At 61.1% G+C, this 20436-nt stretch carries 19 protein-coding genes; 11 read left to right on the top strand and 8 right to left on the bottom strand.

From position 1 onward, the window contains the following. Positions 1-240 precede the first annotated feature (240 nt). The 4 genes from ATH90_RS13925 (at position 241) to ATH90_RS13940 (ending at position 5919) form a co-directional block, all read left to right on the top strand. Complete coding sequence (locus ATH90_RS13925) at positions 241-1935, top strand: hypothetical protein (RefSeq protein ID WP_141537482.1); 1695 nt, start codon at positions 241-243, stop codon at positions 1933-1935. Positions 1936-2004: 69 nt separating this feature from the next. After that, the gene (locus ATH90_RS13930) at positions 2005-3849 is read left to right on the top strand and encodes a hypothetical protein (RefSeq protein WP_098466528.1); all 1845 of its coding nucleotides are present in this window, start codon (positions 2005-2007) and stop codon (positions 3847-3849) included. Between the two features lie 149 nt (positions 3850-3998). Next, complete coding sequence (locus tag ATH90_RS13935; protein ID WP_098466529.1) at positions 3999-4361, top strand: response regulator; 363 nt, start codon at positions 3999-4001, stop codon at positions 4359-4361. 157 nt (positions 4362-4518) lie between these two features. After that, entirely contained in the window at positions 4519-5919 is a 1401-nt protein-coding gene (locus tag ATH90_RS13940) for a DUF1254 domain-containing protein (RefSeq protein ID WP_034105213.1), read from the top strand. 44 nt (positions 5920-5963) lie between these two features. Here the strand turns inward: ATH90_RS13940 and ATH90_RS13945 are convergent, their stop codons facing one another. After that, positions 5964-6635 (bottom strand): DUF3313 domain-containing protein, encoded by a 672-nt coding sequence (locus ATH90_RS13945; RefSeq protein WP_069023794.1) that lies wholly within the window; start codon positions 6633-6635, stop codon positions 5964-5966. Positions 6636-6725: 90 nt separating this feature from the next. Next, the gene (locus ATH90_RS13950) at positions 6726-7220 is read right to left on the bottom strand and encodes a hypothetical protein (protein WP_034105208.1); all 495 of its coding nucleotides are present in this window, start codon (positions 7218-7220) and stop codon (positions 6726-6728) included. Positions 7221-7386: 166 nt separating this feature from the next. On the opposite strand from ATH90_RS13950, the gene ccoN reads away from it, so the two are divergent. From ccoN to ATH90_RS13965, 3 genes are all read left to right on the top strand, one after another. Then, positions 7387-8814: a cytochrome-c oxidase, cbb3-type subunit I gene (gene ccoN / locus ATH90_RS13955; RefSeq protein WP_098466530.1), complete on the top strand. Its 1428-nt coding sequence runs from the start codon at positions 7387-7389 to the stop codon at positions 8812-8814. 1 nt (position 8815) lies between these two features. Beyond that, positions 8816-9025, top strand: coding sequence for a cbb3-type cytochrome c oxidase subunit 3 (locus ATH90_RS13960; protein WP_098466531.1), 210 nt, complete (start codon positions 8816-8818; stop codon positions 9023-9025). Between the two features lie 90 nt (positions 9026-9115). Continuing rightward, positions 9116-9808, top strand: coding sequence for an aspartate/glutamate racemase family protein (locus ATH90_RS13965; RefSeq protein WP_034105202.1), 693 nt, complete (start codon positions 9116-9118; stop codon positions 9806-9808). Here ATH90_RS13965 and ATH90_RS13970 read toward each other — a convergent pair. The 4 genes from ATH90_RS13970 to ATH90_RS13985 all read right to left on the bottom strand — a co-directional run bounded on the left by ATH90_RS13970 (position 9805) and on the right by ATH90_RS13985 (position 13834). Next, positions 9805-10317: a GNAT family N-acetyltransferase gene (locus ATH90_RS13970; RefSeq protein WP_098466532.1), complete on the bottom strand. Its 513-nt coding sequence runs from the start codon at positions 10315-10317 to the stop codon at positions 9805-9807. The genes ATH90_RS13965 and ATH90_RS13970 overlap by 4 nt on opposite strands. A gap of 61 nt (positions 10318-10378) precedes the next feature. Then, positions 10379-11443, bottom strand: coding sequence for a DUF1176 domain-containing protein (locus tag ATH90_RS13975; protein ID WP_069023792.1), 1065 nt, complete (start codon positions 11441-11443; stop codon positions 10379-10381). 53 nt (positions 11444-11496) lie between these two features. After that, positions 11497-12636: a glycerate kinase gene (locus tag ATH90_RS13980; RefSeq protein ID WP_034105196.1), complete on the bottom strand. Its 1140-nt coding sequence runs from the start codon at positions 12634-12636 to the stop codon at positions 11497-11499. A 91-nt stretch (positions 12637-12727) separates the two neighbouring features. Further along, positions 12728-13834, bottom strand: coding sequence for a sugar diacid recognition domain-containing protein (locus ATH90_RS13985; protein ID WP_034105195.1), 1107 nt, complete (start codon positions 13832-13834; stop codon positions 12728-12730). A gap of 162 nt (positions 13835-13996) precedes the next feature. Between ATH90_RS13985 and ATH90_RS13990 the strand changes: the two genes are divergently transcribed. Next, positions 13997-15307: an MFS transporter gene (locus ATH90_RS13990; protein ID WP_098466533.1), complete on the top strand. Its 1311-nt coding sequence runs from the start codon at positions 13997-13999 to the stop codon at positions 15305-15307. Between the two features lie 49 nt (positions 15308-15356). Here ATH90_RS13990 and ATH90_RS13995 read toward each other — a convergent pair whose 3' ends face one another. Continuing rightward, complete coding sequence (locus ATH90_RS13995; protein ID WP_069023789.1) at positions 15357-16061, bottom strand: SDR family oxidoreductase; 705 nt, start codon at positions 16059-16061, stop codon at positions 15357-15359. A gap of 100 nt (positions 16062-16161) precedes the next feature. Between ATH90_RS13995 and ATH90_RS14000 the strand changes: the two genes are divergently transcribed. The 3 genes from ATH90_RS14000 to rarD all read left to right on the top strand — a co-directional run bounded on the left by ATH90_RS14000 (position 16162) and on the right by rarD (position 19263). Then, positions 16162-17064, top strand: a complete 903-nt coding sequence (locus ATH90_RS14000; RefSeq protein WP_069023788.1) for a LysR family transcriptional regulator — start codon at positions 16162-16164, stop codon at positions 17062-17064. An 80-nt stretch (positions 17065-17144) separates the two neighbouring features. Beyond that, positions 17145-18155 (top strand): aldo/keto reductase, encoded by a 1011-nt coding sequence (locus ATH90_RS14005; RefSeq protein ID WP_098466534.1) that lies wholly within the window; start codon positions 17145-17147, stop codon positions 18153-18155. Between the two features lie 226 nt (positions 18156-18381). Further along, on the top strand, positions 18382-19263 hold the full coding sequence (gene rarD, locus ATH90_RS14010) for an EamA family transporter RarD (RefSeq protein ID WP_034105971.1): 882 nt from the start codon (positions 18382-18384) through the stop codon (positions 19261-19263). Between the two features lie 55 nt (positions 19264-19318). Here the strand turns inward: rarD and hppD are convergent, their stop codons facing one another. Continuing rightward, the gene (gene hppD, locus ATH90_RS14015; RefSeq protein ID WP_034105188.1) at positions 19319-20395 is read right to left on the bottom strand and encodes a 4-hydroxyphenylpyruvate dioxygenase; all 1077 of its coding nucleotides are present in this window, start codon (positions 20393-20395) and stop codon (positions 19319-19321) included. Positions 20396-20436: the final 41 nt, after the last annotated feature.

Raw genomic sequence — 20436 nt, forward strand, 5'->3', positions numbered from 1 at the left:
TGCCCCAAAGTCGCGCGCAAACGCTATTTTTCTCTAACTCAAAGCCATTACGTCCTTGCTCGGCAGGCGAGAATTCTGCGGTGAACGCCCGCTTTTCGTCCTGCCGCTGATTTGACTTCTTACATACCCGGGCATTTGGCACAGGAACCCCTCGACCTTTTTGGCTCACCCAAAGACGTGCAGGGGAACAGGGAACCTCCTCTGGAAAAGCACCTATGTCATTCACGAAGGTACCCTTCTATGCTCAATCACGTCTCTTCTACCCCGCCACAGCCGACACCCATGGTTCCGGCATTGCTGCCCCGCGATCCGACCCCTGCAGGCTCAACGGTATCGATCCACACTGAGCGCGCGCCTGCCTTACCCCTCACCCGCACGCCCACTGTCCCCGTCACACTGGGGCAACGGGGGCTGAAGGCTGCGCTGGGCGACCGCCAGAACTGGCAAACCCTGGCGCAAAAACTCAAGGAAATCGTGAGCCGACCCGGGATCACTGACGCTGCGCCGGCGATACTGAAGGCATTGAGCAGTACGCCCATGGATTTGCACCCTGAGTCGTCTTACCCGATCGATAACGGTACGGCCGTGACGCTGAGGCACTTTATCGAGGCCCACGGCTTGCGCGTGCCGAGCAACCTGTTCGAACTGACCGCCCTTGGGGATGCTGCGACCGTGCGCGCCTTGCCTCACCCCTTCGGCAACTTCGGCGGCGCGTTGTCCTGGCCCATCCCCCTGGATGAGGACGCCCAGTCGGGGTTGCTCAGGCGAGCCGCCCGCCTTGTCCGCGAGCACGATGATGCGCCGCAGAGTGGCCAACCGGAGGGCGTACTGGATTTTCTGCGTCGTGACCTGCCACTCACCGGGGAGACCGTGCCGGACCCCGCCAAAACGCTGGAAACGCTTGTCACATCAAGCCGCGGACAGGCATTGGGGACCCAACTTCAAACTGACTTCAACGCAATTTGCACGGGGTGGAGCGCCAGCGACTACGCCCTGGCGGCCATCCACCTGAGCCTGGACCCCGCCAGCATCAAGGCATCGCGCCGCAATACCGTGGCGGGTTTTGACCTGGGGCAGCCTCAGCACTGGGGGAAACCCGCTTCGGCGGTACTCCAGGGGCTGGCCGCACACTTGGTCGCCACCGGCAAGGCAAGCGCTGAAATGGCCCACGTGGGTGCGTACCTGTTACTGATGAGGCGCGCGCCCGAGTATCTGATCAAGGACATTCCCCCCAGTGTCACGTACGGCAGCCCGGCCTGGGTCAGTCTCTCCATTGCCGCGGCTACTCAGGAAGCCCGTTCACCCGGGACAGTGGCGAACATGACATTTGCCCAGGTCATGCTCAACGCCGAAGCGACCGCGCTGGCCAACCCGCAGGCCACGGCATTGGCGCAGACATCGGCGCTGCTCGACTGGGGCGTCGCTCATGGCGTGTTTGCACGCAAGCCCGACAGTGCGTACACCCATGCCGAGGTGGAGCAGACAAGAGCGACGTTCAATCAACAACAAACCGATTGCAAAGAAGCATCTGCTTCGCTGGACAAGGACATCCCCACCCGCAAAGCGATCGCACTGGAAAAACTCAAGGAACGCTTCGGTGACCTGGGCGCGCTCTTTGAAGAGAAGCTCATATCCAGCGAAGGCGGAGGCGGAACCGGCCAGCAGACCAAGCTGACAGGCAAGCACTCACTGCTGGATATCGCGATGATGGACCTGGATGATCCCGCACCGTTTTACTCGGCTGACAGCCGAGTCCCCTTGGCAGCGTTGAACGCCAACCCTCGGTTTGGTGTAAGGCAGGTATTTGATCAGCAATTCGACGCGGCTATCCAGGACCGAAAGACCGCCACAAGCGTCTCGATCAAGCACCTGATCGCGCAGCTTCCACTGGAAGATCGCAACAACCTTGAATATGGAGAGATCAGTTTCTATTAGGACACCTCTCACACCCTGGGGCGTGACTTCACCTCCAAATACCCGGATCCCAATAGCCAGGACTTGCTGGTGAAAACCACGCGCGCCGGCGTGACCACCGCGTACGAAATCAGCTTGGCCAGGGGCGAGATCAAATCCATCCCTCTGCATCGTGTGGAATTAAGCAGCACCCGGGAAGCCAACAAAGTCTACGAGACCAAACTGTTCACACCTGCCGGCAGTGAGCCCCACCACCGCCGCGAGACAACGCCCCTCGGCGCATTGCCGCCAGCGAGCTTCCGCTCGGACCGATCCCACAACATTGCGGATGCGTACATCAAGCACCTGGATTTCGACAACCCGAATATAAAGTCGTACGCCAGAGGCCAAACCACACGGGACGAGCAGGCGGCAAGAGCGCTGCCCGTTGAGCAGTTTTTCCTGAACCTGGTGCCTTTCAGGTCAGCCATTGTCAACTTCCAAAAAGGCAACTACGGCGAGGGGGCGTTGGACCTTTCACTGGATATCTTTGGTTTTCTCACGGCGGGTGCCTCTACGGCAGGAAAACTGATCAAGTTGGGCGGCTCCGCCCTCTCCACAGGTGGCAAGGTGCTACGGGCCACCCGATTGATTGGTGCTGCGGCCATTGGCACGCTCAACCCTTTGGCCGGAGTGGGCGATGCGGCGGTGGGAACCGTCGGCGCGCTGGGCAGAGGCGGTCGGTATCTGCTGTCCAAAGGCACCGAGGCCGTCAACCTGCTCAAGGGGGCTTCCGGAAACTACAACCTGTTGAAAGCCGCCAGCAACGACAATGTGGTCGTCGCAACGGGGATGCTGAACGTTGCCCCGCGCGCTGTCGAAGGGGCCGCCGTGCTGAAGAACGGCCAATGGTATGCGTTTGATGTCGACAGGATGTGCGCTTACGGCGGACCGCTTCGGGGGTTCACGCCAGCAACCGTGGCGACCAAGGGCCAGATCAATCAGAGCTTTATAGACTGGCTCTACCGGCGACTCGCAGGCGATGAAGTGCCCACGACGGCGTCGCCGACCGTATTGGGCCAATATGTGCCCAAGGCATTCGAAGCAGCCCTGGAGACTGCCAGGCGCCCCAATAACCTCAAGGACTTCGAGTTTGGCTATGCCCATGGTCATCCGGAGAAAGTGCCTGGTTATTCATCGAGCATGAACATGCTTGAACTCCAGACGCTGGCTTCTCAACGCTTTTTGGGGCCTGAAGACGTAGGCACCCTGGCCAAGCAAATCGAACGCCAGAAAGTGAAACTGACCCAGGACGGTTTCATGCTGTTCCAGCGCGATATCCAGGCCGCTGGCGGCACCGTGACGCCAATGCCTCAAGAGCTGTACCTCAGCCAGGTCCGGCTTGCTTCAGAAGGCGAATGCGCGGGTATCGCCAATACCCTTGCGCTGGCACTCAGGTCCGGCGATGAAAATACCTATCTGGGGAATATGTTCAAGGCTGCCGCCGCCTCTCAAGCACCGGGTGCCAAGCAGTTCATCGACAACCTTCATGATTTTCACCAGGCGGTCAATGGCTTCGAAACGTTCCATATGGGGAAGCCGGTCAGGCAAATCCCCTATCAGGAGATAGCCGCTGAACTCAGCCATGCCGCACCGCCCAAGACCCTTAGGATCGCCACGCGAGACCACGCACTGCTCGCGGGTGTGATGACGCGGGACAACAAGCCGGTGTGGTTCTACTTTGACCCGAACTTCGGGCTGGCCAAGTTCGACTCGGCCGACGCGATGAAGAATGGCCTTGAGCGAACCCTGAACCGGGGAACCAGCCCGTTCCAGCATCGGGCCCTGGGTGAACACCCGGCATCCCCGGAGTACAGGGTGAGTGATTTTGACGCCAGCGACGTGAGTACCTATCACCTTCCTGCCGTCAGGCGCATGGCGTCGGTGCCATTATGAGTGATCGAACAACCTGACGGGACATTCGGCTCCATGAAGGTCACAATGCCAGCAATTACTTTGGAACTTGCTGGCGTTGTCGCCACTCATTACTGAATTGTCTTTTGACCTTTCACGCTCAGCCCCCTTATCTTTCAGGAATGTTTACTATGTCCACCACCTCCACCATCCTTGTAGTCGAAGACGACGCCATCGTGCGCATGCTGATCGTCGATGTCTTGGAGGAGTTGGAATTCAACGTGCGCGAGGCTGCTGACGCTGAGGAAGCGCTGGCAGTGGTGAAAGACGCCGACACCGTCATCGACCTGATGATGACCGACGTCGGCCTGCCGGACATGGACGGCAAGCAACTGGCCACCAAGGTGCGTGAACTGCGCCCTGCCCTGCCTATCCTGTTCGCCAGCGGCTATGCAGAAAATATCAACGTACCCGCCGGCATGCAGGTGATCGCCAAGCCGTTCTCCATCGATCAGTTGCGCGACAAAGTCAAATCGATGCTGCCTGCGCTTTAATCTTGGCAAGTCTCCAAGTGCCGCCTGCCTAGGCGGCATTTTTGCGTAAAGCGTGTAGAGATTAACGTGACCTTGGGCCGATAAAATCGGAAACTCAGCGCTTTCACGCGCCGTTCAAACAGATTCTTCAAAACGCATTCAGGAAGGACGCAACAACATGATTGCAAAACCGACGCGCCTGCTGTTGGCGAGCCTCTCGATACTCATGAGCACCGGTGCCTGGGCCGACTTCACGGCAACGCCCGACGAAGCGCGGGCCATCGCCAAGGAAGCCTACCTGTATGGCGTCCCGGTGGTGGAAATGTACAAGAGGCTCTACACCCAGGCCGTTGACAAGGGCGGCGCCAATTACAAGGCGCCGTTCAACCATATTGGCAACACCGCCCAGGTGTTCACCCCCAAGGACACTGCGTTCGCTACGCCAAACGCAGACACGCCCTATTCCTTCGTGTGGATGGACCTGCGCAGCGAGCCGCTGGTGTTGACCTTGCCGAAAATCGAGGACAACCGCTATTACTCGGTCCAATTGATCGACCTCTATACGCACAACCTTGCTTACCTGGGTACTCGCAGCACCGGCAACAACGGTGGCCACTACATGATCGCCGGCCCCGACTGGAAGGGTCAGCAGCCGGTGGACGTCGACCGGGTGATCTACAGCGAAAGCACGATCGCCTATGCCCTGTACCGCACGCAGCTGTTCGACGAGAAGGACCTGAACAAGGTCAAGCAAATCCAGAACGGCTACAAAGTCCAGTCGCTGAGCAGCTACGTGAAGCAAGCTGCCCCGGCCAAAGCGCCGAAAATCGAATGGCCCAAGCCCACCGCCACCATGACCGAAGGGCCGCAGCTGTTTCGCTACTTGAACTTCATGCTTGCCTTCGCCGCGCCCCAGGACAGTGAAAAAGACCTGCTGGCACGTTTTGCCAAAATCGGCATCGCCCCCGGTGCGCCGTTCAAGGTCAACCAGTTGACGGCCGAACAGCGCAAGGCGCTGGACGCAGGCATCGCTGATGCCAGGGCTGAGTACAGCGCATTCAAGAAAGACAAGATCGACACGCACCAGGTGTCCAGCAATGACCTTTATGGCAATCGCGATCGCCTCCAGAACAATTACCTGTACCGTTTCGCCGGGGCCGAACTGGGCATTTTCGGAAACTCGGCCAGTGAAGCCGTGAACCTGCGGTACACCCTCGACAGTGAGGGCAAGCCAGCCAATGGCGCACGGCACAGCTATACCGTGCATTTTGCCAAGGACCAACTGCCGCCCACGGATGCGTTCTGGTCACTGACCATGTACGACGCCAAGACCCGGTTGCTGGTGCCTAACCACAAAAAGCGCTACCTGATCAATTCGCAGATGCTGGATAGACTCAAGCGGGATGCCGATGGCGGCTTGACCCTGGCATTGCAGCATCATGAACCGCCCAAGGACGAGCAGAGCAACTGGTTGCCCGCCCCTCCCGGTCCGTTTTACGCCGTGCTGCGCATTTACCTGCCCAAGCCCGAAGTCGTCAATGGCCAATGGAACCTGCCACCGTTGACACCACTGAAGTAACACCACGCTGGGGAGGGGCTTGGCGTGTCGCTGCCAACCCTGAACTAGTGTTTTTTCAGCTTCAGGTAAGACTGATGCAGGTCCGCGGCCCAGCCGTCGATCACGGCCTTCACGTCGTTGGCCTGCATCACCTGGGTGTCATTGGCCAGCGGCTTGCCGGTACCTTTGCGCACCACTTGGGCGAGGACCCGGCCGTTTGCGCCGTCGAGAAACTGCGCTTCCGTGCCCAGGGTGGTTTCCTGGTCGCGGATCCCGGTACCGGCACTGACCGCTGCCGCTACCAGCGCGACCGGGACGAATTCATAGGGCTTGAGGCTTTCGGTCTTGCTGCTGACGGCGGTAATCGCGGCGCGCACCACCATGACCCCTGGGCCGGGACCGTTTGCCAAGGGCAGCGATTTTGCCAGCTCGCGCTTGAGCGCCTGGTTAAAGTAATCGTTGATGCCGCGCAGGGTGCTGTCCGGGATCTTCGCCGTGGCCTGGGGCTTGGGGTAGAACTGTGTCGGTTCGATGTACACCGCGTTGTAACGGCTCAAATCGAGGGTTGGATCGACCCAGCGCATGACTTCAGCACCCGATGGCGACTTGGCTTCCTTCAGTTGGCTGTAGTCAGAGAGAAAACCAGAGTATTCATCTGGTTGCGTAACCTTGCTGGCACACCCCGCCAGCCCGAGCGAAGCGATGCACAGCGTGCAGATCAATGGCTTTAGGTTCATCTTCAAACTCCCTGGCAGTTGGCGTTGGGGCACTGATCTCTAGGTATAGCCAATCCTGGAGAAATAGCCCTGTGCCCACCACCAGGCTGCTCAGCCGCGCTCGCGCGGAATCAGGCTTTGCAGCTGCGACGCCAGGAAGTTAGCGTCGAAAGCGAAGGTGTCCGGGTCTTTGAGGCCGTTGGTCTTCTTCCATAACCAGTCGTTCTTATCCGCAGGCAGCACCAGTGACACACTGCCGTGCCGTGCGGCGGTCAAGCCGATGACCGAGACGGAGATCAACCCGCCCACGCCCATCACATCCGGCACGAACTCCACCGGCTTGCCGGTGATCTGCACGATCAGTTTCTCGGTCTTGAACGGCGACGTCTGCGCCGGCACGCTCGGGCCGCTGGCCACGTAAGGTTCACGGTGGACTTCGAGCAACCCGACGGTCTTGACCGGCTCCAGCCACTGCTCGACCTGGTCGAATAGTTCGCCGAGCTTTTGCGCCCATCGGGCCGACTGCAGGTCGAACTGCTGTTTTTTATGCGCTTCGCTGTCGGCGTAATGACGAAGCATCTCGCCCAGTTGTTGTACATCGTCCATTGCGAATTTCCTTGGGTGAGCCAGGTTGCGTACCACGATCATGGCAGATGCGGCCCCTCAACGTACGGCTTAAAACTGATCCGCAACAATGAGGTTTTACTGAGCCTGTTTTGTTTTGCCCACGCTTCCTACAGTGCCGCCACTTGGAACCGTGGGAGGACTGAGCATGAGCACAGCAATAACTGGGCAGGCCTATAACTATAAGGTCGTGCGCCAATTCGTTATCGCTACTATCGCCTGGGGCGTGGTAGGCATGGCCATGGGCGTGTGGATTGCCTCGCAGCTGGTCTGGCCCGAGATGAACCTGGATTTGCCCTGGACGACCTTTGGTCGCCTACGGCCCTTGCACACCAGCCTGGTGATCTTTGGCTTCGCTGGCAGCGCACAGTTTGCCGCCAGCTATTACGCGGTGCAGCGCACCTGCCAGGTGCGCTTGTTTTCTGACCGCCTCGCTGCCTTTACCTTCTGGGGGTGGCAGTCGGTCATCGTGATCATGTTGATCAGTTTGCCGTTGGGCTATACCACTACCAAGGAATACGCCGAGATCGAGTTCTCCGGCGCGGTCTGGATGGCGGTGGTCTGGGTGGCCTATGCCATTGTGTTTTTCACCACCGTGGTACGGCGCAAAACCCGGCATATCTACGTGGGTAACTGGTTTTTCGGGGCGTTCATCCTGGTGATCGCCATGTTGCATGTGGTCAACCACCTGGCGATCCCGGTGGGCTGGTTCAAGTCTTACCCAGTGTATTCAGGTGCGACGGACGCGATGGTGCAGTGGTGGTATGGTCATAACGCCGTAGGATTTTTCCTGACCACTGGTTTCTTGGGGATGATGTATTACTTCGTGCCCAAACAAGTCGGGCGCCCGGTGTACTCCTATCGCTTGTCCATCGTGCACTTCTGGGCACTGATCACCCTGTATATCTGGGCTGGCCCGCATCACTTGCACTACACCGCGCTGCCGGACTGGGCGCAGTCCCTGGGCATGGCGATGTCGCTGATCCTGCTGGCGCCTAGCTGGGGCGGGATGATCAACGGCATGATGACGTTGTCCGGGGCTTGGCATAAGTTGCGCACCGACCCGATCCTGCGTTTCCTGGTGTTGTCGTTGGCGTTCTATGGGATGTCGACGTTCGAAGGCCCGATGATGGCGATCAAGACCGTCAACGCCCTCTCCCACTACACCGACTGGACCATTGGCCATGTGCACGCCGGCGCCCTGGGTTGGGTGGCGATGATTACCTTTGGTTCGCTGTACCACATGATCCCCAAGGTGTTCGGTCGTGAGCAGATGCACAGCGTGCCGCTGATCAACCTGCATTTCTGGCTGGCAACGATCGGCACCGTGCTGTACATCGCCTCGATGTGGGTCAACGGGATTACCCAGGGCCTGATGTGGCGGGCTGTGAACGACGACGGCACCCTCACCTATTCGTTTGTCGAGGCGTTGCAGGCCAGTCACCCAGGGTTCGTGGTGCGATTTGCCGGTGGCGTGTTCTTCCTCACCGGCATGGTGCTGATGGCCTACAACACGTGGCGCACGGTGCGGATCGCGGACTTGGAAATAGCCCAGCTCGATGCACGGATCGCCTGATATGTGGGGCTTGCTGATGGTGGCGTGCCTGTATGGCGCGGTGGAGTACTGCTTGCGCGGGGAATCTGACAAGAGCCTGGACGACGCCAGCTTGATGCCCTTCGCCGATGACCCGGAGGTGGCGCGGCGCGTGGAACAAGCGACCGGCAAGCAGATCAACGCGGTGGCGCCGCAAGCGGCCAGGCCGGGCTGGACCCACTTGGACATGTGAAACTGCACCGGTCATTTTGCCGACAACTGCGTATGACTAATCAACCGCCGATGCGTAAGGTGAAGCGACTTTCCTTGTCAGGAGCATCGCATGCGCACCATCGGCCTTATCGGCGGCATGAGCTGGGAATCCAGCGCCGAGTATTACCGCATCATCAACCAATGCGTGCGCGACCAACTTGGGCCGCTGCGTTCGGCACAATTGTTGATGTACAGCGTGGATTTCGGTCCGGTGGAACAGGCTCAACACGCGGGCCGCTGGGATGACGCCGCGCTGATCCTCGAAGATGCCGCACGCCGCCTGCAGGCTGGTGGCGCCGAATGCGTGGTGCTGTGTACCAACACCATGCATTTGGTTGCGCCGCGTATTGAAGCGGCAGTCTCGATTCCGTTCCTGCATATCGCCGATGCGGCCGGCGCTGCGGCCGTGGAGGCCGGCACGCTCACGGTTGGCCTGCTCGGTACCGCGTTCACGATGGAGCAGGACTTCCTCAAGTCACGCCTGGCAGCCCAAGGCCTGACCGTGCTGGTGCCCGAGGCGGACGAACGCCAGGCCGTGCACCGGATCATCTATGAGCAATTGTGTGTCGGCGTGATCAGCGATGCGTCGCGCAAGGTTTACCAAGGTGTGATCGAGTCCCTGGCCGCACGCGGCGCCCAGGCGATCATCCTCGGTTGCACGGAAATCAGCCTGCTGATCAAGCCCGAGCACAGCGACCTGCCGCTGCTGGACACCACCGCGCTGCATGCGCAGGCTGCGGTGGCGTTTGCCTTGCAGGACTAAGCCGACTGGCGCAGGCGCGCCATGCTCACGGTGTCGACAAACCGGCCGTCACGCAGGGCGTAGTCGCGTAATACGCCTTCGACCTCAAAGCCGAACTTGCGGTACAGCGCCTGCGCCGCTTCGTTGTCGGCATACACCGTGAGTTCCACCCGGTGCAGGTTCATCCAGTTGTCGGCGACGTCCAGCGCGGCCGACAACAGCCGCGAGCCGACGCCCTTGCCCTGCCACGCCGTCGCCACGCCCATGCCAAAAGAACCTACATGGGCCTGACGCACGCGCAGGTACTGTTCCAGGCCAAGCTGGCCAATGACCTCGCCAGCGTGCACCGCCACCAACTGCAGCCGGCGCTCATTGTCCTGGACCAGCCTGTTGCGCCACGCCTCGACCGACTGGAAAGGCATTTGCAACACCTGGCGGCATACAGCCGGTTCGTTATAGAGCGCAGCGACGCCTTCAAGGTGGGCTTCGGTAAAGCGCTGGATCACGATAGGGGTTTCAGGTGTGTGCATTGTGTTTCATCCGTTGAAAAACAAGTGGCCGGCCAGTGTAGGGGGCATAACGGCCCGATGGCTAGGGGCCTGGAAGGGTCGACCACAACGATGGCCAATCACCGTAACCGACCCCGGTACAGCGCGGCATCATGTGAAATTCGCGGAGCCTGAAGCGTTCCCCGTCAAACACCCAGGAACCTCCGCCGCCACAATCGCCTATCCCACGTTGCTTGTAGAAATAACTCAGGGTGCCGGAGGCTTCGTCATACCCCACCGAGCCTTGTAGCGCAGCGCCATCCAACGGCAGCGGCTCCAGGTCGAGCGAGGTCGTCTCATAGGGCGCCTGGCGCTGGCGGCTGTTGACGTCGAACTCGCAGTTGTAGGCCGCGCAGTCATAACGCACCACCGTCATTGCCTGCTGTGCCGTCAGTGCCCCGGCCTCCGCCTCAGGTTCTCCTTCCTCTGGCTTGACCGCCTGCAACGCAGCGGCCACCAGGCCCGCCTGCTCCTGCGTCGTCAGGGACGGTGGCGTAACGAACCTGCGCAACACGGGCGTCGGCGCGCGCGGCGGCACTTCACTGGCCGCCCGTTTGCCGGGACGGGCCAGGGCCGTCACGTTATCCACGCGTCCCTGTACGGCATCCATCAACAGCAGCGAGGCACTCAGCCCACTGAGCGACACATGCGCCGCCTCATCGCCTGGGAGCTGCAAGCGCTCGCCATTGCGCAGACGCTGCAACCAGCGCCGCGCCGCAGCGTCCTCGATCACGCCATAAGCGTGCACGTCGGGATCGCCGCCTTGATCGTCCAACTCGACGTGCAGATCCCGGGTCAATTCCAGGCCCAGGGGTTGGCCGTCCAGCAGCAAAGTGGAAAGGTCGACGTCCTGGCCCCGATGATCAAAACGCAGGCGCAAATACCCCTGTGGGCCGGCCTGGTGCCAGAGGTGCAAAGTCAGTGAACTGTAGTCTTCTTCATCCACGCCACTGGGTGCGCTGAGGGCATGGCAGTTGCGCAGGTTGTCGCAGCCCACCACCCATTGCTTGATCTCCCGTAGCAGCGGCACGGATTCGGCGGGCGGTTGTGCGACAGCGGGGGCAGCGGCGCTGGTGAGTAACAGGGCCAGGATTGCGGGGCGCAGCATGAGGACTCTCCGTGTCTAAAAGGCGCGGATTGTCCCATGTTCGTGATTACACGTCAGCGCTTGCCAGCGGTGCGCCACAGCCGCGCAATATCGGCCGCCCGCTCGCTCAGCAAACGCGGCGCTTCGCTGCACGCCTGCTCCAGGCTCATCGGCCCGGAGGGCAAGGCGAACGCCGCTGCCACGCCGTGAGCGTACATCTGCTCGTAGCCGTCGCCCAGCGTGCCGGCAATCACGATGACGGGCACGTTGTGTCGCTGGGCAATACGCGCTACGCCGAACGGCGTTTTGCCCCGCAGGGTCTGGGCATCGAAGCGGCCTTCACCGGTAATCACAAGGTCGGCGCCACGTACGGCTTCGTCCAGACCGACCAGTTCGGCCACCACCTCCACCCCGGCGCGAAATTGCGCGCCCAGGAAGGCCTTGGCGGCGAAACCCAGGCCGCCGGCGGCGCCGCTGCCGGGCTCGTCGCGCACGTCCTTGGGCAGGACGCTGGCGCAGTGATCGGCAAAATGGCCGAGGGCGGCGTCCAGTTCCTGCACTTGCTCGGGATTCGCGCCTTTTTGCGGGCCGAAAATCGCCGAGGCGCCGTGCGGGCCGCAGAGCGGGTTGTTGACGTCGGCGGCGATGTCGAAACGCACCTGTGCCAGGCGCGGGTCGAGTTGCCCAAGGTCGATTGTGGCCAGGCGGCTCAACGCCAGGCCACCAGGCGGCAGTGCTTGGCCTTCGGCGTCAAACAGTTGCACGCCGAGCGCCTGCATCGCACCGGCGCCGCCATCGTTGGTGGCACTGCCGCCAATCGCCAGGATAATGCGCTCAGCGCCGGCATCCAGGGCCGCGCGGATCAGTTCGCCGGTGCCATAGGTGCTGGTCTTGCACGCATCGCGTTGCCCCGGCGGGACCAACTGCAGGCCGCTGGCTTCGGCCATTTCGATGAGCGCGGTGCGGCTGTCGGCCAACCAGCCCCAATGTGCTTCAACCGCTGCGCCGAGCGGGCCGCGGACGTTTTGGTGACGCAACTGGCCGTTGCACGCCGCGAGCACCGAATCGACCGTGCCTTCACCGCCATCCGCCATCGGGCACTGGATCAATTGCGCATCCGGCCAGACCTGGGCCAACCCGCTCGCAATGGCCTGGGCGACGCCTTCGGCGCTCAGGCTGTCCTTGAACGAGTCGGGGGCGATGATGATTTTCATGGGCTTTCTCCGGTTTTTATGACGCCCATGCTGCCAGTTGGCACCGCCGCTGACGCCAGTCCGATGCACAAGTACGGACGAGGTTTGTTGTTCATTCCGACAAAGGCTGGGGCAACAACTGTACGCCGAGGTACAGCGCAAGCATGCCATCCAGGGTCAAGGGGTCAACGCCACTGAGTTCGGCAATGCGTTCCATGCGGTAGCGCAGGCTGTTGCGGTGAATGCCCAGCGCGTCGGCACAGGCCTGGCTTTGCCCGTCGTGTTCGCACCAACTGCGCAGGGTTGCCAGCAGTTGGCCGTTACTGTCCTTTGCCAGCACTTTGCGCAGCGGGTTGAGCAGTTCGTCCAGGGCGTCGTCGTTGCGATGGCGCCAGAGCATGACCGGCAGGCGATAGCGGTTGAGGGTCAGCAGCCGTGATTGCGGCAATACATCGCGCCCATACGCGAGCAAATCACCCACGCGTCGATAGCAGCGGCGCAGCCCCGCGAGCCCATCTGCCTGCCCGCCCACGGCAACGCGCAGGATGTTCCAGCCGAGGCCTTCGAGCTTGTCCAACAGCCGTGGGTTGTCGACCTGCACCGCTGCCGGCCGGCACCACAGCAATGAATATTGCGCCGAACTGACACACCAGCTGTCTGGATAGCGCGAGGTCAGCCAGGCACTCAAGGCCTCCGCCGATTGCCCCGCACCCAGTTCGAACAGGTACGGCGTGCGTGCCATCTGCGGCTTGAGCCCCAGTTGTTGGGCTTCATCCACCAGGCGCGGTGAGTCGCCGGTGTCGGCCAGCAGCAACGCCAGCAAATCATCACAACGCTGGCGCCGCCACTGTTGCTCGGCCTGCTGGTGGCGGTGGCTCACCAGCATTTCGGCGGTCATGCGTACCAATTCGGCATAGGTGCGCAAGCCTTCCGGTTCGCCGGTGATGCCGAGAACGCCGATCAGGCGCCCATCATGCAGCAACGGCAGGTTGATGCCCGGCTGCACGCCCTTGAGGTGCTTGGCGGTCTGGCCGTCGATTTCCACCACGCGGCCATTGGCGAGTACCAGTTGCGCGCCTTCATGGCGCGTGTTGATACGCTCGGGCTCGCCGCTGCCCAGAATCAGGCCCTGGCTGTCCATGACGTTCACGTTATAGGGCAGTATCGCCATGGTGCGATCAACGATATTCTGCGCCAGGTCATGATCCAGCTCGAACATGGGGCTAATTTCCTGGAAAGCGATGGGTTGTTCATCGGCACAGCGCAATTACCGCTTCACTGTGCGCAAGCACAAAGACAGCGGCCTGCAAGGTGGTCGAGACTCTTTGGGCGATCAACGTTACCTTCGCATCGCAAAAAATCATAATAAAGAGAGACTCCCATGTCACAGAGCGCCGCAGCCACACTGGCCACCGATGACGATAAAAACGCCATCTACAAGCGCATTACCCTGCGCCTGATCCCCTTCATTTTCATCTGCTATCTGTTCAACTACCTCGACCGGGTGAACGTTGGCTTTGCCAAGTTGCAGATGCTCGATGCGTTGAAATTCAGTGAAACCGTTTACGGCCTCGGTGCCGGGATCTTCTTCATCGGCTACGTGCTGTGCGGCGTACCGAGCAACCTGGCGCTGACCAAGTTCGGTCCGCGGCGCTGGATTGCACTGATGATGATCGTCTGGGGCACGCTGTCCACCTGCCTGCTGTTCGTCACCACACCGACACACTTCTACACCCTGCGCCTGTTTACCGGTGCCGCCGAAGCCGGCTTTTTCCCCGGTGTGGTGCTGTACCTCTCGCAGTGGTTCCCGACCTTCCGCCGTGGGCGGATCATGGCGCTGTTCATGTCGGCGATCCCGGTGTCGGGCCTGCTGGGCAGCCCGTTCTCCGGCTGGATCCTCAACCACTTCGCTGCAGGCCAGGGCGGCCTGGCAGGTTGGCAGTGGATGTTCCTGCTGCAAGGCATTCCGACGGTGGTCCTGGGCGCCCTCGCCTACTTCCTGCTCAGCGACAGCTTTGCCAACGCCAAATGGCTGAAGCCCCACGAGCGAGCGGTGCTGGAGGCCGACCAGGCGACTGACCTGGCCAACAAGCCGAAAACCACCACCGATTCGTTGGCTGACGTGTTCAAGAACCCGGCAATCTGGGCATTCGGCCTGATCTATTTCTGCATCCAGAGTGGCGTGTATGCGATCAACTTCTGGCTGCCGTCGATCATCAAGAACCTGGGGTTCAGCGATAACCTGGTGATCGGCTGGCTCAGTGCGATCCCGTACTTGCTGGCGGCGGTGTTCATGTTGCTGGTAGGTCGCTCCGCGGATTTGCGCAAAGAGCGTCGCTGGCACTTGGTGGTGCCGATGTTGATGGGTGCTGTCGGCCTGGTGATCGCAGTGAACTTCGCCACCACCCCGGCTATCGCCATCCTCGGCCTGACCATCGCCTCCATGGGCGCGCTGACCGGCCTGCCGATGTTCTGGCCGGTGCCCACCGCCATGCTCAGTGCGGGCGCGGCGGCAGGTGGCCTGGCGTTGATCAACTCCATGGGCCAGATGGCCGGCTTCCTCAGCCCGTATATCGTCGGCTTTGTGAAGGATGCCACTGGCACCACGGATGTGGCGCTGTACTTGCTGGCGGCGGTGATTGTCGCCGGTAGCCTGCTGGCATTGCGGATGACGCGCACCCTGAAAGTCTAACGCCGCCGAATGTGCGGGCAAGCCCGCCCGCACATTGTTTGTTCGGTGTCTACAACAGGCCGCCGCCGTCGATATCGATCACGGCACCCGTCATGAAGCCGTTCTCCATGGCCAACACATACCCCGCCGCCACTTCGTCCGCCTGCCCCACTCGCCCGACCGGCAATGCCCCACCGGCCTTGGCAAACATCGCCAGGCGCTGCTCTTCAGCCAAGCCTGCATACGCCGGCGTATCGATCACGCCAGGGCTGATCACGTTGACCCGGCGCGGGGCCAGCTCCTTTGCCAGCTGCTTGCCCAATGCTTCGGTCGCGGCGTTGATGCCGGTCTTGATGAACTGGCCCGACGCCAATTTGCGTCCCAATTGCCCTGAGGTCAGGCTGATGCTGGCGTGTTCGTCGAGATATGGCAGCGCCCGTTGAATCGCCCGCAACGCGCCCCAAAGCTTCACATCGAAGTTTTCCTGGGCCTCGGTCAGGTCGGTTTCAACCAGGGTCTTGGCACGTACGCTGGGGCCTGAGGTGTAGACCAGGTGATCAAAGCGCCCGACGCTTTCGAACAGACGTTGCAAGGACGTCGCATCGGTGACATCCACCGGCTCGCTGCGCACGCCGTTTTCCACGCCGCTGACCAAGCGCCGTCCCGCCATCACCACGTGCGCACCTCGCGCAGCAGCGGCCTTGGCCACGGCCGCGCCGATTCCGCTGCTGCCGCCGATCACGATGACCGTTTTGCCGTTGAGAGAAGAAGTCATGGGGAGATTCCTGATGAAGAAAGTGAGCGTTCATCTTTACAGCTTGGTAATCGACGAAAAATCCCGGTAAAACGACAAGATCTTTAAAGGATTTTTACAAATGAGCTCGACCCTTGATCTTGAAGTGTTCGTGCGTACCGCCGACACCGGCAGTTTGTCTGCCGCTGCACGCGGGCTGGGCTTGACCCCGGCCGCCGCCAGCATCGCGCTCAAGCGCCTGGAAACCCGCCTGGGTATTCGCCTGCTGGCACGCTCGACCCGCAGCATGCGGCTGACTGAAGAAGGCCGGCGCTACCTCGAGAGCGTGCGCGTCGCATTGGAAGCGCTGTCCGAGGGCGAACAGGCGATCAAGCAGCAAGGCCAGAGCCTCAGCGGTTTGCTGCAACTGGCGGCGCCCTCGGATTTCGGGCGCAATGTGCTGCTGGGCTGGCTGGATGAGTTCAAACTCGAACATCCCACTATCCGCCTGCAATTGCTGCTCAACGACAGCAATGCCGACCTGTTTCGCGACACCGTCGACATCGCCCTGCGGTTTGGCGTGCCCAGGGATTCCAGCCTGGTGGCACTGCCGGTGGTGCCCGATCACCACCGCATCCCCTGTGCCAGCCCGGATTACCTGGCGCGCCATGGGACCCCCCTCACGCCGGCTGACCTGGCGCAGCACAACACCCTGCGCTACATGCGCCAGGGCCGCGCGAACAACACGTGGTACTTCCGCCAGGGCGCGGTGCTGCAGGAGGTCGAGGTGTCGGGCGACTACCTGAGCGATGACGGTGAAATCGTACGGCGCTGGGCCTTGGCCGGTCACGGCATCGCCTACAAGGCCAATCTGGATATTGCCCAGGACATCAAGGCTGGTCGCCTGGTGCCTTTGCTGCCGGATTGGCAGGGTGAGCCGACGCCGTTCAACCTGATGTGCCCCCACCGCCTGCAAGTATCGGAACGGGTGAAGGTGCTGCATCGCTTTCTACAGGCGCGTTGCAAGACACTGCTGAGCACATGAAGAAACGCGCGCAGGGCTTGTCCCAGAGCCTCTGAGTCTGGTATTGCATGGGCACGTTTCCCTGCCTTGAGGAGTTATCCATGATCTACCGCACATTGGGCCAGTCCGGGTTGAAGGTCAGCGCCTTGACCCTGGGCACCATGATGTTTGGCGAACAGACCAACACCGAGGACTCGCTGCGCATCATCGACAAGGCCTGGGACCAGGGGATCAATTTCATCGACACCGCCGACGTTTATACCGGTGGGCGCTCCGAGGAAATCGTTGGCGAGGCGATTGCGCGCCATCGCGAGGACTGGGTAGTCGCGTCCAAGGTGGCGATAGGCCCTACCGATGGCCTGCCCAACCGCAGTGGCTTGAGCCGCAAGCGCATTTTCAATGCCTTGGAAGCCAGCCTCAGCCGCCTCGACACCGACTACCTCGATATTTACTACCTGCACCGCGAAGACCACGACACACCGCTGGAAGTCACGGTATCGGCGATCGGCGACCTGATTCGCCAAGGCAAGATCCGTTACTGGGGCCTGTCCAACTATCGCGGCTGGCGCATTGCCGAAGTGATTCGCGTGGCCGAACGCCTGGGCGTCGACAAGCCGGTGATCAGCCAGCCGCTGTACAACATCGTCAACCGCCAGGCCGAGGTCGAGCAGATTACCGCTGCGGCTGCCTACGGCCTGGGGGTGGTGCCCTACAGCCCGCTGGCGCGTGGCGTGCTCAGTGGTAAATACGCTCCGGACGTCACCCCTGAGGCCGGCAGCCGCGCGGCGCGCCAGGACAAACGTATCCTGGAAACCGAATGGCGCGTGGAGTCCCTGCGCATCGCCCAGCAGATTCAGCAGTACACCCAAGGCCGTGGCGTGGGCATCGTGGAGTTTGCGATTGCCTGGGTACTGAACAACTCGGCGGTGAGTTCGGCGATTGTCGGGCCGCGCACCGAGGCGCAATGGGATGCCTACATCGGCGCATTGGACGTGAAGATCACGACGCAGGATGAGGCGTTCATTGACTCGCTCGTGACACCGGGGCATTCGTCGACGCCAGGGTTCAATGATGTGGGCCACTTTGTATCCGGTCGCGTAGCGCGCACCTGAGCCAGGAAACCTGGCTTTTTGCGCTGGCAAAACCCAGTGTGGCGAGCGGGCTTGCCCCGCTCACCACAACACGCCCGCTCGCCACAGGGTTTGAACCAAACACCTGCGCGTAAAACTTTTTTGCGTCAAACGCCCCAAAACAGCGCAACCCTCTCTCGCCAAAAGCACCATAATCCCCTGCTGAAATCCCCCCTCTTTTGTATCAATGGTTTTTCGCGAGGACAGTGTGTCTAAAGGTGTTGTGTTATCGGTCTTGGCCTCGGTGCTGTTTGCCGTGATGTATTACTTCACATCATTGCTCACTCCATTGAGCGGCCTGGAGATTTTCGGCTGGCGCATGTTGCTCACTGTGCCGTGCATGACGGTCTTCATGATCGTCAGCGGCGAATGGCGGCGCGTGTGGGAGCTGGTACGCATGCTGGCGGGCAGTCCGCGCCTGATTGCGGGTGTGCTGCTCTCTTCTGCCTTGCTCGGCGTGCAGCTGTGGCTGTTCATGTGGGCGCCGCTGAACGGGCGCAGTCTGGATGTGTCGGTCGGTTACTTCCTGTTGCCACTGACCATGGTGCTGACGGGGCGCCTGGTATGGGGCGAGCAGCTGTCCTACTTGCAACGAATCGCAGTATTTCTTGCAGCCCTTGGGGTGGTCAACGAGCTGTATCAGGCTGGCGGTTTCTCCTGGGCAACGCTGGTGGTGATCATCGGCTACCCGGTCTATTTCATCGTGCGCAAATACCTCAAGACCGACCACCTGGGCGGTCTCTGGCTGGACATGGCGCTGATGCTGCCGGTGGCCTGGTGGTTCGTGCAGAGCGGTGAGCAAGGCTTTGCGGTCATGGAGGCCCACCCGAAGCTGTACGCGTTGATCCCCATGCTGGGCTTGATCAGCGCGTCGGCGCTGGTGAGCTACATCATCGCCAGTCGGTTGCTCGCGTTCAGCCTGTTCGGACTGCTCAGCTACGTCGAGCCTGTGCTGTTGCTAGGCGTGGCATTGATCCTGGGCGAGGGGATCAAGGGCGGCGAATGGCTGACCTACATCCCGATCTGGCTGGCGGTGATGGTGCTGGTGTTTGAAGGATTCAAGCATTTGGTGCGCCAGCGCAAGGCCTGATGCGCAGGCAATAAAAAGCCCGGCCGGGACATCCCTCGGCCGGGCTTTTTTTTACTTACTCGGCGGTCAACACACCACGACGCACCTGGTCGCGCTCGATGGACTCGAACAGCGCCTTGAAGTTGCCCTCGCCGAACCCATCATCGCCCTTGCGCTGGATGAATTCGAAGAACACCGGGCCCATCAGGGTTTCCGAGAAGATCTGCAGCAGCAGGCGCTTGTCGCCTTCGATGGAAGAACCGTCCAGCAGGATACCGCGTGCCTGCAACTGATCCACCGGCTCGCCGTGGTTTGGCAGGCGGCCTTCGAGCATTTCGTAGTAGGTGTCGGGCGGCGCGGTCATGAAGCGCATGCCGATGTTCTTCAACGCGTCCCAGGTCTTGACCAGGTCGTCGGTGAGGAAAGCCACGTGCTGGATGCCCTCGCCGTTGAACTGCATCAGGAACTCTTCGATCTGCCCGGCACCCTTGGACGACTCTTCGTTCAACGGGATGCGGATCATGCCATCCGGTGCACTCATGGCCTTGGAGGTCAGGCCGGTGTACTCGCCCTTGATATCGAAGTAGCGCGCTTCGCGGAAGTTGAACAGTTTCTCGTAGAAGCTGGCCCAGTAGGCCATGCGGCCGCGATAGACGTTGTGGGTCAGGTGGTCGATGACCTTCAGGCCTGCGCCCTGCGGGTGGCGTTCTACGCCGTCGAGGTACACGAAGTCGATGTCGTAGATAGAGCTGCCTTCGCCAAAACGGTCGATGAGGTACAGCGGCGCACCGCCGATGCCCTTGATCGCCGGCAGGTTCAGTTCCATCGGGCCGGTTTCGATGTGGATCGGCTGCGCGCCCAGCTCCAGGGCACGGTTGTAGGCTTTTTGCGAGTCCTTGACGCGGAACGCCATGCCGCACACCGAGGGGCCGTGTTCGGCCGCAAAGTAGGAGGCGATGCTGTTGGGTTCGTTGTTGAGGATCAGGTTGATCTCGCCCTGGCGGTACAGGTGCACGTTCTTGGAACGGTGGGTCGCGACCTTGGTAAAGCCCATGATCTCGAAGATCGGCTCCAGGGTGCCCGGCGTCGGCGACGCGAACTCGATGAATTCAAAGCCCATCAGGCCCATTGGGTTTTCGTATAGATCTGCCATGATTTGGCGCCTCATCATTCTTGTGTTTGAAGGTTTCAATT

It is taken from the genome of Pseudomonas lurida, from assembly GCF_002563895.1.
Classification (GTDB): domain Bacteria; phylum Pseudomonadota; class Gammaproteobacteria; order Pseudomonadales; family Pseudomonadaceae; genus Aquipseudomonas; species Aquipseudomonas lurida.